Source organism: Paraburkholderia steynii (assembly GCF_900100565.1).
Taxonomy (GTDB): domain Bacteria; phylum Pseudomonadota; class Gammaproteobacteria; order Burkholderiales; family Burkholderiaceae; genus Paraburkholderia; species Paraburkholderia terrae.
In genome coordinates, this window is the sequence record NZ_FNDI01000013.1 from 185,890 (window position 1) to 200,240 (window position 14,351).

10 protein-coding genes are annotated in these 14,351 nt (G+C 63.1%); 4 read left to right on the forward strand and 6 right to left on the reverse strand.

The window, feature by feature from the left end:
• The first annotated feature begins 50 nt into the window (after positions 1-50).
• Positions 51-1,154, forward strand: a complete 1,104-nt coding sequence (locus tag BLT65_RS23570) for a LacI family DNA-binding transcriptional regulator (protein ID WP_425273142.1) — start codon at positions 51-53, stop codon at positions 1,152-1,154.
• A 61-nt stretch (positions 1,155-1,215) separates the two neighbouring features.
• On the opposite strand, the gene BLT65_RS23575 is transcribed toward BLT65_RS23570, so the two are convergent.
• Positions 1,216-2,505 (reverse strand): MFS transporter, encoded by a 1,290-nt coding sequence (locus BLT65_RS23575; RefSeq protein ID WP_042305559.1) that lies wholly within the window; start codon positions 2,503-2,505, stop codon positions 1,216-1,218.
• Between the two features lie 471 nt (positions 2,506-2,976).
• Here BLT65_RS23575 and BLT65_RS23580 point away from each other — a divergent pair, with 471 nt between their 5' ends.
• Positions 2,977-3,303: a hypothetical protein gene (locus BLT65_RS23580; RefSeq protein ID WP_091781755.1), complete on the forward strand. Its 327-nt coding sequence runs from the start codon at positions 2,977-2,979 to the stop codon at positions 3,301-3,303.
• A gap of 129 nt (positions 3,304-3,432) precedes the next feature.
• Here the strand turns inward: BLT65_RS23580 and BLT65_RS23585 are convergent, their stop codons facing one another.
• Positions 3,433-3,681 carry a hypothetical protein gene (locus BLT65_RS23585; RefSeq protein WP_007588826.1) on the reverse strand — a complete coding sequence of 83 codons (249 nt, stop codon included), beginning with the start codon at positions 3,679-3,681 and terminating at the stop codon, positions 3,433-3,435.
• Positions 3,682-3,780: 99 nt separating this feature from the next.
• The gene (locus tag BLT65_RS23590) at positions 3,781-6,312 is read right to left on the reverse strand and encodes a PAS domain S-box protein (protein ID WP_091781559.1); all 2,532 of its coding nucleotides are present in this window, start codon (positions 6,310-6,312) and stop codon (positions 3,781-3,783) included.
• Positions 6,313-7,447: 1,135 nt separating this feature from the next.
• Here BLT65_RS23590 and BLT65_RS23595 point away from each other — a divergent pair.
• Entirely contained in the window at positions 7,448-9,349 is a 1,902-nt protein-coding gene (locus BLT65_RS23595; RefSeq protein WP_091781562.1) for a methyl-accepting chemotaxis protein, read from the forward strand.
• 62 nt (positions 9,350-9,411) lie between these two features.
• Here the strand turns inward: BLT65_RS23595 and BLT65_RS23600 are convergent, their stop codons facing one another.
• The gene (locus BLT65_RS23600) at positions 9,412-10,845 is read right to left on the reverse strand and encodes a spinster family MFS transporter (protein WP_091781565.1); all 1,434 of its coding nucleotides are present in this window, start codon (positions 10,843-10,845) and stop codon (positions 9,412-9,414) included.
• Between the two features lie 332 nt (positions 10,846-11,177).
• Here BLT65_RS23600 and BLT65_RS23605 point away from each other — a divergent pair, with 332 nt between their 5' ends.
• Complete coding sequence (locus BLT65_RS23605; protein WP_091781568.1) at positions 11,178-12,272, forward strand: porin; 1,095 nt, start codon at positions 11,178-11,180, stop codon at positions 12,270-12,272.
• A 4-nt stretch (positions 12,273-12,276) separates the two neighbouring features.
• On the opposite strand, the gene BLT65_RS23610 is transcribed toward BLT65_RS23605, so the two are convergent.
• Positions 12,277-13,311: a LysR family transcriptional regulator gene (locus BLT65_RS23610; protein ID WP_091781571.1), complete on the reverse strand. Its 1,035-nt coding sequence runs from the start codon at positions 13,309-13,311 to the stop codon at positions 12,277-12,279.
• On the reverse strand, positions 13,308-14,285 hold the full coding sequence (locus BLT65_RS23615; protein ID WP_091781574.1) for an AraC family transcriptional regulator: 978 nt from the start codon (positions 14,283-14,285) through the stop codon (positions 13,308-13,310). The genes BLT65_RS23610 and BLT65_RS23615 overlap by 4 nt, the downstream gene beginning before the upstream one ends.
• Positions 14,286-14,351 lie beyond the last annotated feature (66 nt).

Sequence of the window (14,351 nt, forward strand, 5' to 3'; positions counted from 1 at the left end):
AAATAACCTGAAATAAGGAAAACGTTTTCCAACTATAAAGGCGACGCCGGCTGTGCGTCAATCGCCAGATTTATCAAGCCGCGAGAGGTCGGCGAACTGGTTTCACTACAGGCGTTTTCTGCGACAATTCGGTTACGGCAAACGAAAACGTTACCTTCCGGATGAAAAAAGTTTCCCCAACCATTCGCGATGTCGCTGGCGACGCGGGCGTGTCGGTCGCGACCGTTTCCAAGTACATGAACGGCGCGCAGCGTTTCTCTCCCGCCGTCGAAGCACGGCTCAAGGAAGCGATCGAGCGGCTCGGCTATCGCTCGAACCCGCTTGCGCGCTCGATGATCACGGGCCGCACGCGCACCATCGGGCTCGCGATCCTCGACATCAGCAATCCGCACTTCACGAACGTCGTGAAGGGCGCGAACCGCGTCGCGCTGCAGCACGATTACACGCTGCTGCTGGTCGATACCGAAGAGAACCAGGCGCGCGAGCGTTCGCTGATCGAGGCGCTGGCGCAACGTGTCGACGGTTTGATCGTCAACTCGCGGATGCCCGACGAAGAATCGCAGTGGATGCTCGAACTCAACAAGCCGCTCGTGCTGTTGCGGCGCAGTCCGGGTCTGCCGATACCGAGCGTCGGTATCGACAACCGGCTTGCCACTTACATGCTCGCGCGTCATCTGCTGAACCTCGGGCATCGGCATATCGCGTATCTCGGCTTTGGCCAGGCCCGCATCAACGACGAGCGGATTCGCGGCGCGCGCGAATGTCTCGACGAAGCCGGCCTCACTCTCGCCGTACACGACGCGCATGCGCCCACTGCGCAAGCTGGCGAGCAGGCCTGCTCGCGCGTGATGCTCGGGCCGCAGCGGCCGCAGGCGGTGATCTGCTACAACGATCTGATCGCGCTCGGCTTCATGAAAGAGGCCGCGTCGCTCGGTTTCAAGCTGCCGCGCGACGTCTCCGTGACGGGCATCGACAACGTGCCGTATGGCGAGTACGCCGCGCCCGCGCTGACTACCGTTGATATTCAAAGCGAGAAGATGGGCGAACTGGCGATGCAGAAGCTGATCGACGGTCTCGCGGGCCACGCAGAGGCCGAGCATTCGATGTTCGAGCCGCGGTTGATCGTGCGCGAGTCGACGGCCGCTTGCGGCTGAAGATCGACTCGCGCCACCAGCGATGGCACGCGCGCCGCGCGTCGCCGCGCGGCATGCCTGATTACGCATCGAGCTTCGCGGGCGTCATGCGCGGCGTCAGCAGGTGCATGACGACGAGCGCGATGAGGTAAGCGAGCGCGCCGATTGCGAACAGCACCCAGTAGTGACCCGTGCGTTGCAGCACCTGGCCGATCACTTCGGAGAACAGCACGCCGCCGATCGAACCCGCCATCCCGCCGATACCGACCACGGCGCCGAGCGCGCGGCGCGGGAACAGGTCGGATGCCGTCGTGAACAGATTCGCCGACCAGCCCTGGTGCGCCGCCGCTGCAAGGCCAACGATGCCGACGGCGACCCACAGATTGTCCACTTGCGACACGAACGCGATGGGCAGCACGCAGCACGCGCAGATCAGCATCGCCGTCTTGCGCGCCGCGTTCACGGTCCAACCCTTGCGCAGCAGCGTCGACGAAATCCAGCCGCCGCCGATGCTGCCGACCGTCGTGATCGCATAGATGACAACGAGCGGCAAGCCGATGTGCTGCATGTCCATGCCGCGCGACTCGTTGAGCCACTTCGGCAGCCAGAACAGGTAGAACCACCAGACGGGATCGGTCAGGAACTTGCCGATCAGGAACGCCCACGTTTCGCGTTTGCGGATCAACTGGCCCCAGCCCGGAGCGGGGGCGTTTGCGTTGCGGGCGTCGAGCGCGTCGGCGTCGTCGCGCGTATCGTCGAACGCTTCCTCCTGGTCGCTACGATCGGCGGGACGGTAGACGACGAGCCACACGGCCAGCCACACGATGCCGATCGCGCCGATGATGATGAACGCCGCGCGCCAGCCGTACAGCACGGCAAGGGGCGGAATGATCGCAGGCGCGAACACCGCGCCGATGTTCGCGCCCGAGTTGAAGATGCCCGTGGCGAGCGCGCGCTCGCGGCGCGGAAACCATTCAGCCGTGGTCTTGATCGCGGACGGGAAGTTGCCGCCTTCGCCGATGCCGAGCAGCGCGCGCACCATCGCGAAGCCCATTACCGAGCCGACGGCCGCGTGCAGCATCGCGGCGATGCTCCACACCAGCATCGCGGCCGCATAGGAAATGCGCGTGCCAAGCCAGTCGACGATGCGCCCGAAGCCCAGCAGGCCGATTGCATAGAACGCGGAGAAGGCGATCACGATGCGGCCGTACTGCACCTGCGTCCAGCCGATTTCGTGCTGGAGCACGGGGGCGAGCAGACCGAGAATCTGCCGGTCCATGTAGTTGATGACGGTCGCGAAGAAGAGCAGCGCGCAGACGGTCCAGCGGAAGCGGCTGGCAGATCGCACGACGCCGACGACGGCAGATTGCATGTATGTCTCCGTTCGCGGCATCGCTCGTCGCGCCGCGTCTTTATTCATGGCCGGCGACGAGCGCCGGTGCGGGATGCGTCGCGCGCTGGGCGGCGGCGCGGGCATTTTTCCGTCACGTTGGGAAAACGTTTTTCCAAGAATAGGCGGTTTGTTGCTGCTTGGCTAGTACGTGTTTTCCGGGATATACGGCGGGATGGCGTTTTCTGTGGGGGGCAGATTGATGTTCCGGTAGTTAATCGTTTTCTACAAGGTGGGTAGAAAGTGAGAGTCCAGCGTGCTGGCCGAGGGTGTCCCGCGTATGCATGCATCAGAAAAGCGCACCTCGATGGGGCGTTTGCTGCCTCAGTAGACTCGATTCAGGCGCTCAGAGGCGGATGCCGGTATCTTTCGCATCACTGCGTGGACTGTGCAGGGGAGAACGAGGGCTGTATGCTGTAAAAGCGCAACCACGCTAAAGCAATGGGGCAAAAAATGACTACGAACTCCGCCAAACTCCCGCCAGACGTGGAAGCACTATCGACGTTGTCTGAATATCTCGAGCGTGCGCTCGATAAGGCGCTCAGCCTGATCATGCTGCGCACGGGCGTCGAAGACGCAAGGCTGTATCTCGGTGACGTGAGCGCGCCGAAAGAGGAATGGGCGAGCTGTGGGACCATTCACCGTGAACTGTCGGACGCGATACTGGTGGCGACGCAGTCAGGCCTCAATAATCTCAGTATCGACGGGCAGACGTACCGTTTCACGAGAGTGTTTGCCCAAGCGGACAACCGGGGTGCAATCGTCTTCACCCCTGCGTAACCAGGCATCCGCCAGGAGCACCGGTAGCCAGCCGCCACTAAGACTCGGATGGAGGCGGTGGCACGCCGTCGTGCGCGGTTTATGACGCGACGGCGTATCGCTCGGCGGACAGCGTCCGCCGGGCGCCGCTCAGTTCGGCAGCAAAACAGGTAACTGCGACACGCGTCCCGTCTGCACGTCGAGCCACATCTGCCGGCCGCTTGCCGAATGACTGTAGACGAGCGCACGCATATCGCGATGCGTGCCGAGAAAGCCCATCAGCGCGCGCACGTTGCGCTTGCCGTGATAACGCAGCGAGCGCGACGTCTCGCCATTGACGATGACGACAGGATTGATCCGCACGAGCCGCGCAATGAGTTCAGGGTTGACTGTATCCACGTACGATCCTCGAATGAAGTTACTGTCTTCGCTAACGTCCCCAGGATTTGCTTCTTGAGTTTTCGGAAGGATCGGTAAGCGTGCGGCTGGTCGTCTACATCAGTCGCGCACATGCGTGACCGCAATCTGCAACACGCTCTCCAGTTCCGGCAGATCGACGGGCTTGGTCAGGTGCAGATCGAAGCCCGCCGCTTCCGTCTTCGCGCGGTCTTCACTGGTGCCGAGCCCTGTCATCGCGGCGATGACGGCGCCCGGTGCCGCAAGCGCCTTGCGGATATGCGGCAACGCTTCGAAGCCCGTCATCTTCGGCATCGACAGATCGAGTAGCACGAGATGCGGCTGCAGCGTCTGCGCCAGCTCGATGGCGGCCGCGCCGTCATACACCGCGTGCGCTTCGTGGCCGAGCACCTGCACGAGCGTCGCCATGCTGTCGGCGGAATCGACGTTGTCGTCGACCACCATCACCTTCAGATCGACGGGCTGCGAGGGCGCAAGCGCTTCTTCGCGCACGGCTTCGGTGACGATCGCATGACTGAACTCGGGCAGCCACACGGTGAACACGCTGCCTTTGCCGCGACCTTCGCTGTGGGCTTCGATATGACCGCCGTGCAGATCGACGATGGCGCGCGCAAGCGTCAGCCCGATGCCGAGACCGCTCTTGTCAGCCTGTTCTTCCGTCGGCGTTTCCTGCACGAACAGATTGAAGATCGCGTCGATCGCATCGGGATCGATGCCGCGCCCGGAATCGTGAATGCGGATCGCGAGCAGACGGCCCGAGCGGAACACCTGCAAGCTGATCGACGCACCCGCCGGACTGAATTTCGATGCATTGTTCAGCAGGTTCTGCACGACCTGCACCATCCGCGTGAGATCGCCTTTGATCGTCATCGGCGTGTCGGGCAGCACCACATCGAGCGTCTGTTCGCGTGCCGCGAGCAAGGGCGCGCTGCCTTCGATGCTCAGTTGCGCGATGGCCTGCATCGACACCGGCTTCGGCTCGATCTGCACGCGTCCCAGCGTGACGCGGCCGGCGTCGAGCAGGTCGTCGACGAGGCGTGTGAGATGTGACAACTGCCGGTCGATCAGTTCATGCTCGGGTACGAACGCGTGATGATCGGCCGTCTTCAGTTGCAGCATGCTGACGGCGTTGCGCAGTGGCGCGAGCGGATTGCGCAGTTCGTGTCCGAGCAGCGCGAGGAACTGGCTCATGCGCTGGCTCGACGCTTCGAGTTCTTCGAGACGCCGCCGCCGCGACATGTCGCGTGTGATTTTCGCGAAGCCTTGCAGCGCGCCGTTCGGATCGCGCAAGGCCGTCGTGATGATGTTCGCCCAGAAGATCGTGCCGTTCTTGCGCACGCGCCACTCTTCCATTTCGACGCGGCCTTCGCGCGCGGCGAGTTCGAGATCGCGTTGCGGGCGGCCCGCCGCGATGTCTTCGGGCGTGTAGAAGAGGGAGGCCGGCTGGCCGATCACTTCATGCGGCATGTAGCCCATCACCTGCGTGGAACCCGCGCTCCACGTCATGATGTGACCGTGCGAGTCGAGCATCGTGATCGCATAGTCCTTGATCGCATCGACCAGCACGCGAAAGCGCTTGTCGAGTTCCCGCGCGTTGAAACGCTCGGTGACGTCGCGAATGAAATACGCGAGCTCGGTATGTCCGTCGAACTGCACGGGACACACGGAGAGTTCAGCAGGAAACTCGTTGCCGTCGATGCGCCGCGCGATCAGTTCCGTGCGGCTGCGATGCAAGGGCGTGTCCGCGCTCTGTTCCGGTGCGCTTTTGAACACGTCCAGTTCGGCATAGCGGGCCTTGCAGCGCGCCGGAAACAGCGCGTCGAGTATTGGGCGTCCCATCACCGCGTCACGCGCATAGCCGAAGGTGCGCGTCGCGGCATCGTTCCATTCGATGATGACGCCGTCGGCGTCCGTACACACGAACGCATCGTGCGTCGTGTCGAGCACGAGACGGCGGCGGCGCAGCGATGCTTCGAGCTTGCTGTCGGCGGCTTCGCGCAGGCTGATCTCGGTGCGCAGCCGGGCGATCGTGATGGTGTTCTGCTCGATCAGCGCGCGGTTCTCCGCGAACACGCGCTGATGCGCCATGCCTGACGCGACGAGCGACGTGATGCGTTCGAGCGTCTCGATGTCGTCGGCGGAAAATGCGTCGGTGCGGCTCGCCATCAGCTTCACGACGCCCGCTACTTCGGACTGATAGAGCAGCGGCGCGACGACCATCGACGTCGCGCCCACGCGCTTGCACGCGGCGGCATCCACGCGTGGATCGTCCGATGTGTCGCTGCTGTACAGCAAGTGCTTTTCGAGCGAGCACAGTCCCGACAGGCTGCCGACGCGTTTGAGGCGCAAGCCGATGTGATGCGCGATGGTGCCGCTGCACGCGCGATACACCATCTCGTCGCCATCGACCCATTCGACTACGGAGGCATGCGCGGCAGGCACGAGTTCGAGCAGCGAGTCGGTGACGAGCGACAGAAAGCGGTCGAGGTCGAGTTTTGCAGCGGCGATTCTGGAGTGCGCGTCGATCAGTTTTCTTAAGCGTGCGTTTGCCAGGCGCTCGAGTTGGGTGGCGGTGTCGCTGGTGTCGATTTGTCGGTCCTGGCTGGCGTTCATCGTGATCAGCTCCGTTCGATGCCGGTGACGTGTGCAGGCGCGATTTGCTGATTTGCTTGTGCTGCGTAGGTGGTGTGCCTATGCATGCTGCATGGATGCGCGAATCGCTGTTTCAAGGGTTATACACGCATGCGGGGGGCTCGCTCAAGGGCGCGATTTTCTGGTTTTTGCCTTTGCTTTTTGCTTTTTGCCTTTACCTTTGCGCTGGCATCCGCGCTTTGCGTTCGTGCTTCACGTGTTGCCGTTCGGTGTATTAGCCTTTGTGCTGGCATCCGCGTTTTGTTAGCGTGCTTCAGGCGTCGCCCCTGTGCGGGGCGGCACCTACTTTTCTTTGCCGCCGCAAAGAAAAGTAGGCAAAAGAAAGCGGCTAACACCGCCAACATTTCTCATTGCCTGAGGGCCCCCAAACGGTCTTACGCTTCACACGGCAATCATGTGACCCATGTTCGTTGCCAACGCTCTTGCACTGCGCCTCACCCGCTTCACGCACCCGCGCTTCACCATGCCGTGCCAGATAGTCCACCGCCGCCCAGGTGGGAAACTGTGTGTCGGCCCTTGTGCCACACACGCCTCACTTCGAACCAATAGCGCATGCGTTCCACCCTGTAAGAGCGCCGAGCTATACGCCGCGACAACCTACACACAGTTTGCCACCTGGGCGGCGCAAACCATTCGCTGCCGCTTGCCCATGCACGGGTATTCGAAGCGGGTGAGGCGCTCATTTATAGCGTTGGCAACGCACGCGAACAGAAAGGCTGCCGTGTGAAGCGTAAGACCCTTTGGGGGCCCTCAGGCAAAAACAAAAACTGGCGGTGTTAGCCGCTTTCTTTTGCCTACGTTTCTTTGCGGCGGCAAAGAAAAGTAGGTGCCGCCCCGCACAGGGGCGACGCTTGAAGCACGCTAACGAATCGCGGATGCCAGCGAAAACACAAGCAAACCAAACCGCCCACGCCGCAAAGCCAAACCGCAAAGGCAAACCGCAAATATCAGCCAAAACCCAAATCAAAAGCCGTTGCAAACAAAAGAAACACCCCCCGATCGAGTCAATTATAAAAAATGCACTCTGTTCAGAATATGCGCGGCCGTTCCGTAATAGGCGATTGATCGATCAATTCATTCGCACAGGGAACCCCGCATGGGCATGCGCTCCATAGCAGTCAAACTGAGCCTCATATTCGGCGCGGCGCTCGCGGCCACGATACTGGCCATCACGCTATACGCGACGCTCAACGTGCGCCGCCAGGCCATCGAAAACTTCAATGACGCGGGCCTGGGCCAGATCCGCCAGATCGACAGCAGCCTGCGCGAGACCTTCAAGCGCATCCACGACAACGTCGTGTTCCTGTCGGACCTGCCGCTCGTGCAATCCGCGGACACGTCGGTCACCAACTACCTGACGCACGGCGGGCAGATGACGCCCGACACGAACGGCGGCGTCGAGACGGATATCTTTCATCTGCTGCAACGCTTCGGCGACAGCCATCCCGATCTCCGCTACGTCTACGTCGGCACCCAATGGGGCGGCTACGTGCAATGGCCGAAAGGCAAGTTCACGAGCGATCACTACGACCCGCGCGAGCGTCCATGGTACGTGCAGGGCATGCAGGCAGCGGGCGGCGTGCGGCGCACGGCCGCGTATGCGAACACGGGCGGCGACAACAACGTGATCATCAGCTTCGTGCGCTCGATCCAGAACGCCCAGGGCAAGCCGGTCGGCGTGCTCGGCATGGATATCTCGCTGGATGGCTTCGCGAAGATGATCGGCCAGGTGCGTTTCGGCGAAACGGGCTACCTGATGGTCGTCGAAGACAGCGGCACCGTTCTGGTGGACCCGCACGACGCCGCACACAACTTCAAGGCGTTGAAGGATCTCGGCGACGGTTATCGCGATCTCGCGGCGATGGGGAACGGCACGCTGTCCGTCGATATCGGCGGCGCGCGGTATGACACCGTCGTCTATACGTCGCCGGAACTGGGCTGGAAATACATCGGCCTGATTCCGCACGCGGAGATGATGGCGTCGGCCAATCGCCTGAGCGCGATGCTGATTGTCGTGGGTCTCGTCGTGCTGCTGGTCGCGCTCGCGCTGACGACGGCGCTCGGCAGTCGTCTGACGGCGCCGCTGCGCCAGCTGTCGAACAGCATGCAGGACATCGCATCGGGCGACGGCGACCTCACGCGGCGTTTGCCCGTAGGCAGCAACGACGAAGTCGGCGTGCTCGCCGAGCAGTTCAACGCGTTCGTCGAGAAGCTGAACGGCGTGCTGCTCGATATCCGCGACAGTAGCGCACTGCTGCGCACGGCGACGGGCGAGATATCGACGGGCAACGCCGATCTGTCCGCGCGCACCGAGCAGCAGGCGGCCGCGCTCGAAGAAACGGCGGCGAGCATGGAAGAGCTGACGGCCGCCGTCAAGCAGAACGCCGAAAGCGCGCGCCAGGCGAGCACGCTCGCCAGCGACGCTTCCGACGTCGCGCGCCGCAGCCACGAGGCCGTCGAACGCGTCGTGTCGACGATGACCGACATCAGCCAGAGCTCGAACCGGATCGCCGATATCACGGGCATCATCGAAGGCATCGCGTTCCAGACAAATATTCTCGCGCTCAACGCCGCGGTCGAATCGGCACGCGCCGGTGAGCATGGGCGCGGTTTCGCGGTCGTCGCGAGTGAAGTGCGCAGCCTCGCGCAGCGCTCGTCGAGTGCCGCGAAGGAGATCAAGGAACTGATCGGCGCGTCGGTCGATCGCATCAGAGATGGCTCGTCGTTGGCGGGCGAGGCAGGCGAGACGATGACGGAAGTGACGCGGGCCGTCGGCCAGGTGACGGCGATCATGAGCGAGATCGCGGCGGCTTCGGAAGAACAGAGCCGCGGCATCGCGCAAGTGAACCTCGCGATCACGCAGATGGACGACGTCACCCAACAGAACGCCGCGCTGGTCGAGCAGGCGGCCGCCGCGTCGCGCTCGCTCGAAGATCAGGGGCGGCAACTCGATGAATCGGTGGCGGCGTTCCGGTTGAAGTCGGCGACAGCGTCTTGATGACGGTCACGCGGGAAGCAGCGGGCAATCGAGCATCGATTGCCCGTTGATACGCGTGCGGCTCAGCGCACCGACACGCCGAGCACAGGCGCGGCAACGTCCGCCGTGCTGGGTTCTGCGGCGGGTTCATTCGCACGGCGATTCGACGCCTCGCGTGCGAGACTCGCCCGGAACTGCTTGCAGCCGATCCACAACAGAACAGCCGCGAGCCCGGACGCGACGAGGTTCACGATTGCCATCGAATGGCCGACCGCGAGCGGCGACGCGAACACCTTGTCGGTGATCAGCGCGACGATGGTCGTGCCCGCACCGAGCGCAATCAGATTCGACACAAGCAGAAACACCGCGGAGATCTGCGCGCGCATCTGATTCGGCGCGAGCGTCTGCATCGCGGCCGTCGAGGTCGGCATCGGGAAAGACGCGAAGAACATCGCCAGCACCAGCAACGCAAGCGATCCACCGAGGCTGCCAACCTGCGTGAACGCGACGGACGGAATCAGCATGCACACTGCGCCGATGCAGCCCGCGCGCATCGGCGCGTCGCTGCGGCCTTTGCGCAGCAGCCAGTCGTTGAACCAGCCGCCGCAAAACACACCCGTCGTGTTGGCGATCAACAGCACGGTGCCGAGCGTGTAGCCCGCTTCGACTGGCGTGAGGCCAAAGCGGCGGATATAGAAAGCGGGCGTCCAGCTCATCAGACAGAACAGCGTCATCGCGTAGAACGAGAAGCCGATGTAGTGGCAAAAGAACGTCTTGCCGTGCGCGGCGATAAAGCGCAGCGCGTCGGGCATCGACACGCGCTTCACTTCTCCCGAGCTGTCCTGCACGAGTCCCTTGCGCTGCGGATCGCGCACCGTCAACGCGAAGATCAGCGCAACGAGCAAACCGGGCAGGCCGACAATGAAGAACGTCAGCTGCCACGCGTGCATGTCGCCCAGCACGGGCAGCGTGAGCGTCGGCGTGTGCTTGAGCAGCGCGATCACATAGCCGCCGATCAGAAACGCAATGCCACCGCCGATAAACGACCCGAGCGAATAGATGGCGACCGCGCGGCCAAGCTTCTCTTTCGGGAAGTAGTCGGCAAGCATCGAATACGTTCCGGGCGAAAGCGCCGCTTCGCCGACGCCCACGCTCATGCGCGCAAAGAACATGTGCAGGAAGTTCTGGCTGAGTCCGCAGGCGGCCGTTGCGACGCTCCATAGCGCGACGCCGATCGAAATGATGCGCGGGCGCGCAAAGCGGTCGGCGAGATACGCGAGCGGCATGCCCATCACCGCATAGAAGAGCGAAAACGCAAAGCCGTGCAACAGGCTGAACTGCGTGTCGGTGAGATGCAGATCGCGCTTGATCGGCTCGATCATCAGCGCGAGCACCTGACGGTCGACGAATGAAAAGACATACGCCAGCATGCAGATCACGACGACGTACCACTCGTATGTGTAGCGTTTGCGGGCGAGCTTGTTTCCCGCGAGGTTATTTCCCGATGAGGCAGTCATGCCGGTTCTCCAGTGTTCCAGTGTATCGATGAGGAGCAGGCGTCTCTTCGCGATGGGACGCACTGGTCGGAAAGCAGGGTACGTAAACAAATTTCGCCGACAAAGGTGCAAATGGCGCGTCCATATCGGCGCGTTCACCCATGCGTCTAAAGGAATTCCCAGGTCACGTGCAGCAAACCCGTGCGCAACAAGCCGCGCGGTGCTGCAAATGCGCTTGTGACAGCGCTCATGCATCGAATCTATAAGTGTTATACGGCGCGTTTGATCGACGCTCGAATTTGCGCTTCCTAGACTCGGCCCGGTTCAAATGACCAATGCCGGGAAAACAAGACATGACGAACTGGAAGTGGTGTGCATCGCTGCTGGGGTTGGCGGCACTGCCTGCATTTGCGCAATCGAGCGTGACGCTCTACGGACGAATCGACACCGCGATCGAGGTCGCGAACTTCGGACCCAATCACGTGATCCGCATGGGCAGCGGCAATATCTTCGCGACGAGCTGGGGCTTCAAGGGCGCGGAAGACCTGGGCGGCGGCTACGCTGCGATCTTCAAGCTGGAAAACGGCTTCAATTCGGCAAACGGCACGATCAACAACAATGGCGCGTTGTTCGGCCGTGAGGCATGGGTCGGCCTGACCGGGCCGTTCGGCGGATTGCAGGCAGGCAACACCTATACGATTCTGCACACGTCGTTCGTCACGTACAGCTTGCCCGGTTATGGCGCGGGTCTCGCGTGGGGCAACGCGTCGAACAATTTCGTCGGTCCGTCGTATCTGCGCGTGAGCAATTCGTTGCGTTATACGTCACCGCGCTTCGCGGGCTTTCTGTTGCGCGCGATGGCAGCACGCGGCGCGAATGGCGCGGCCAACCAGCCGTCGACGCTCGGCGACACCTACGGCGCAGGGCTGAACTACGGGAACGGGCTGCTCTCGGTTGACGTCGATTACATGCAGCAGAAGTTCAGCACATCGAGCGCGGGCGCGCTGACGGCGAGCAGTCCGACGGGAACGGGCAACTATCTGCTCGGCGCGATCTCGTACGACTTCGGCGTGATCAAGCCGTCATTGATCTATCTGCGTCATCGCGGCGGGCCCGACGTCGCGTCGATGGTGCCCGCCACCAGCGCGAACCCGCACAACGACCTGTACGAGCTGAACGCGACGGTGCCCATCGGGCGCGCTTCGCTGTTACTGAGCTATGGTCACTATCGCAAGATTGCGGACAGTGACGGCAACGCCGACTCGTATGGCGTGCGGCTCGATTACCCTTTGTCGAAGCGCACCGTGCTTTACACGGGCGCGGCGATGGTCCGCAACAACGCGCACGCGAGCTTTACGATCAATGGTGCAGCGGGCGGCGGCGTGCCGGTGGCGAAGCCGGGCGCGACCGCGAGTTCGATTGTCGCGGGCGTGATGACGGCGTTCTGACAGGTCAGGCTTGGGCGTCGGGTGGCACCGCGAGCCAACTGTCGAACGGCTCGCGCGAGCCGATCCGGAACAATTCCATCAACAGCGCGCGCAGCCAGCGGTGGCCGGGGTCGGCGTCGAAGCGCCGATGCCAGTAGGCGTTGACCGACCATGTGGCCGCATCGGCGATTTCGAAAGACGCCGTTTCGCCAGGCGCCGAGAATGCCTGCGCGACGGTGCGCGGCAGGATCAGCGCATAGTCGCAGCGCTGCAGGATGGCGGGTACGACCATGAAGTCGGGCACGGCCGCGCGAATCCGCGAGGTCAGGCCGTGTCGCTCGAGCAGCGCCATCGCTTGCGGATGCGACGTGACGGCGATAAAACGCAGCGCGGGCGGCACGTTGCGTTCGAGCACGAAGGCATCGTCGAGTCCGAGCCTGTCCGCGACGCGGCGCGGCATCAGCAGCATGTAGCGTTCTTGCAGCAGCTCGCTGCGATGAAAGTGCGGCGACGCGTGCGGAAAATGACCGAGCGCGAAATCGATGCGGCCGGATTCGAGCGCGACATTGAACTGGGCTTCATCGACATGCTGGGTTTCGATGACGACACCTGGCGCACGCTCGTCGAGTTCACGCAGCAGCGTGGGCAGAAACGCGCTTTCGGCAAAGTCGCTCATGTGCAGCCGGAAGATGCGGCGCGCGCTCGCGGGCGAGAACTGCGCGCCTTCGTCCAGCACGTCTTGCAGGATAGTAAGCGCCCTGTCGACGGACGCGGCGAGGCGCTGCGCGCGCGGCGTCGGCTCGACACCGCCGCCCGTGCGCACGAACAGCGCGTCGCGGAACATCAGGCGCAAGCGGCCCAATGCATGGCTCACCGACGGCTGTGTGACGCCGAGGCGCAACGCCGCGCGCCCGACGTGTTTCTCGATGAAGACGGCGTGAAAGGTCTTGAGCAGATTGAGGTCGAGGTCCTGCACGCGCAGCGCGTCGCCTTGGCCGGGCTCGCCATTCGACGCAGGAAAATCGTCCGCTTCGGGCAACGCGGAGGCGGGGCGGCTCATGCGCCGCGCCTTGCGGTCGCGGATGGCAGGCAGCCGTAGCGCCGCGCGTACGCCTTCGCGAAATGTCCAAAGCTGTTCACGCCGTATTCGATCAGCACGTCCGTCACCGCACGCGTCGGATCGCGCCGCAACGCGGCATGCACGGCTTCCAGACGCCGTTCGCGGATATACGCGGCAGGCGTCGTATCGAGAAAATCGCGAAAGCCGTTTTGCAACGTGCGCGGCGATACGCCGGCTTCGTGCGCGAGCGTCGTCATCGGCAACGGATCGCCGAGATGCGCGTCGATATAGTCGCGCGCCCGGCGCACATGGGTGGGCAGCGGCGACTGTGCGCCACGCACGAGCGCGTCCGAATAGCTATGCGGCAATTGCGTGAGCAGCACGGTCATCAGCCACTGGGTCAGATCGGCGCCGAGCACGTTCGCTCGCGCGCTTGCATCGATCTGGCCCGACAGCGTACACAGATAGCGCAACGTGCCCTGGAACACGCCTGCGCCCGTGTGCGAAGGATCGACTGCCAGATCGAATACGAGCGGCTCGCGCAGCGTGGTTTGCAGCATCTCGGCGAGCTTCACTTCAAGCGCGGCGCGATCGATGCGCAACAGCAGGTTGCGGCAATCGCGGTCGGTGCGAATGCGTACCGCGCGCGTCGGCGACGATACGCTCATGCCGCCCGCGCTTACCGACGCGCGCTCGCTGCCCGAATGCAGTTCACAGTGGCCCGCGAGCGTTGAGCGAAACAGGTATTGACCGGCGAGATCGCCCGCTTCGATCGACGTCTCGCGCCCGTAGCACAGCTCCAGCAGGCTCGCGCGATGCAGCGCGACGCCGTACAGTTCGGCGCGCAGCGGACCTCGCCCGGCCACTTCCATGCGGTGCGGACACAGCAGTTGCGACACTTCGCGTTCGATGTCTTCACACGCATGCGAAGCATCGAGCCGGTTGCGATGAGTGCGGGAGATCGCGATTTCCATGAGGTTTGCCTGACGGCTAGTACATTGCGCCGCCGCTGATGATGGAGGAGACAAATTGTCCGCGCA

Coding starts and splice junctions, on each gene's coding strand:
- BLT65_RS23575 (WP_042305559.1), bottom strand. CDS start 2,505: ATGCAATCTGCCGTCGTCGGCGTCGTGCGATCTGCCAGCCGCTTCCGC.
- BLT65_RS23580 (WP_091781755.1), top strand. CDS start 2,977: ATGACTACGAACTCCGCCAAACTCCCGCCAGACGTGGAAGCACTATCG.
- BLT65_RS23590 (WP_091781559.1), bottom strand. CDS start 6,312: ATGAACGCCAGCCAGGACCGACAAATCGACACCAGCGACACCGCCACC.
- BLT65_RS23595 (WP_091781562.1), top strand. CDS start 7,448: ATGGGCATGCGCTCCATAGCAGTCAAACTGAGCCTCATATTCGGCGCG.
- BLT65_RS23600 (WP_091781565.1), bottom strand. CDS start 10,845: ATGACTGCCTCATCGGGAAATAACCTCGCGGGAAACAAGCTCGCCCGC.
- BLT65_RS23605 (WP_091781568.1), top strand. CDS start 11,178: ATGACGAACTGGAAGTGGTGTGCATCGCTGCTGGGGTTGGCGGCACTG.
- BLT65_RS23610 (WP_091781571.1), bottom strand. CDS start 13,311: ATGAGCCGCCCCGCCTCCGCGTTGCCCGAAGCGGACGATTTTCCTGCG.
- BLT65_RS23615 (WP_091781574.1), bottom strand. CDS start 14,285: ATGGAAATCGCGATCTCCCGCACTCATCGCAACCGGCTCGATGCTTCG.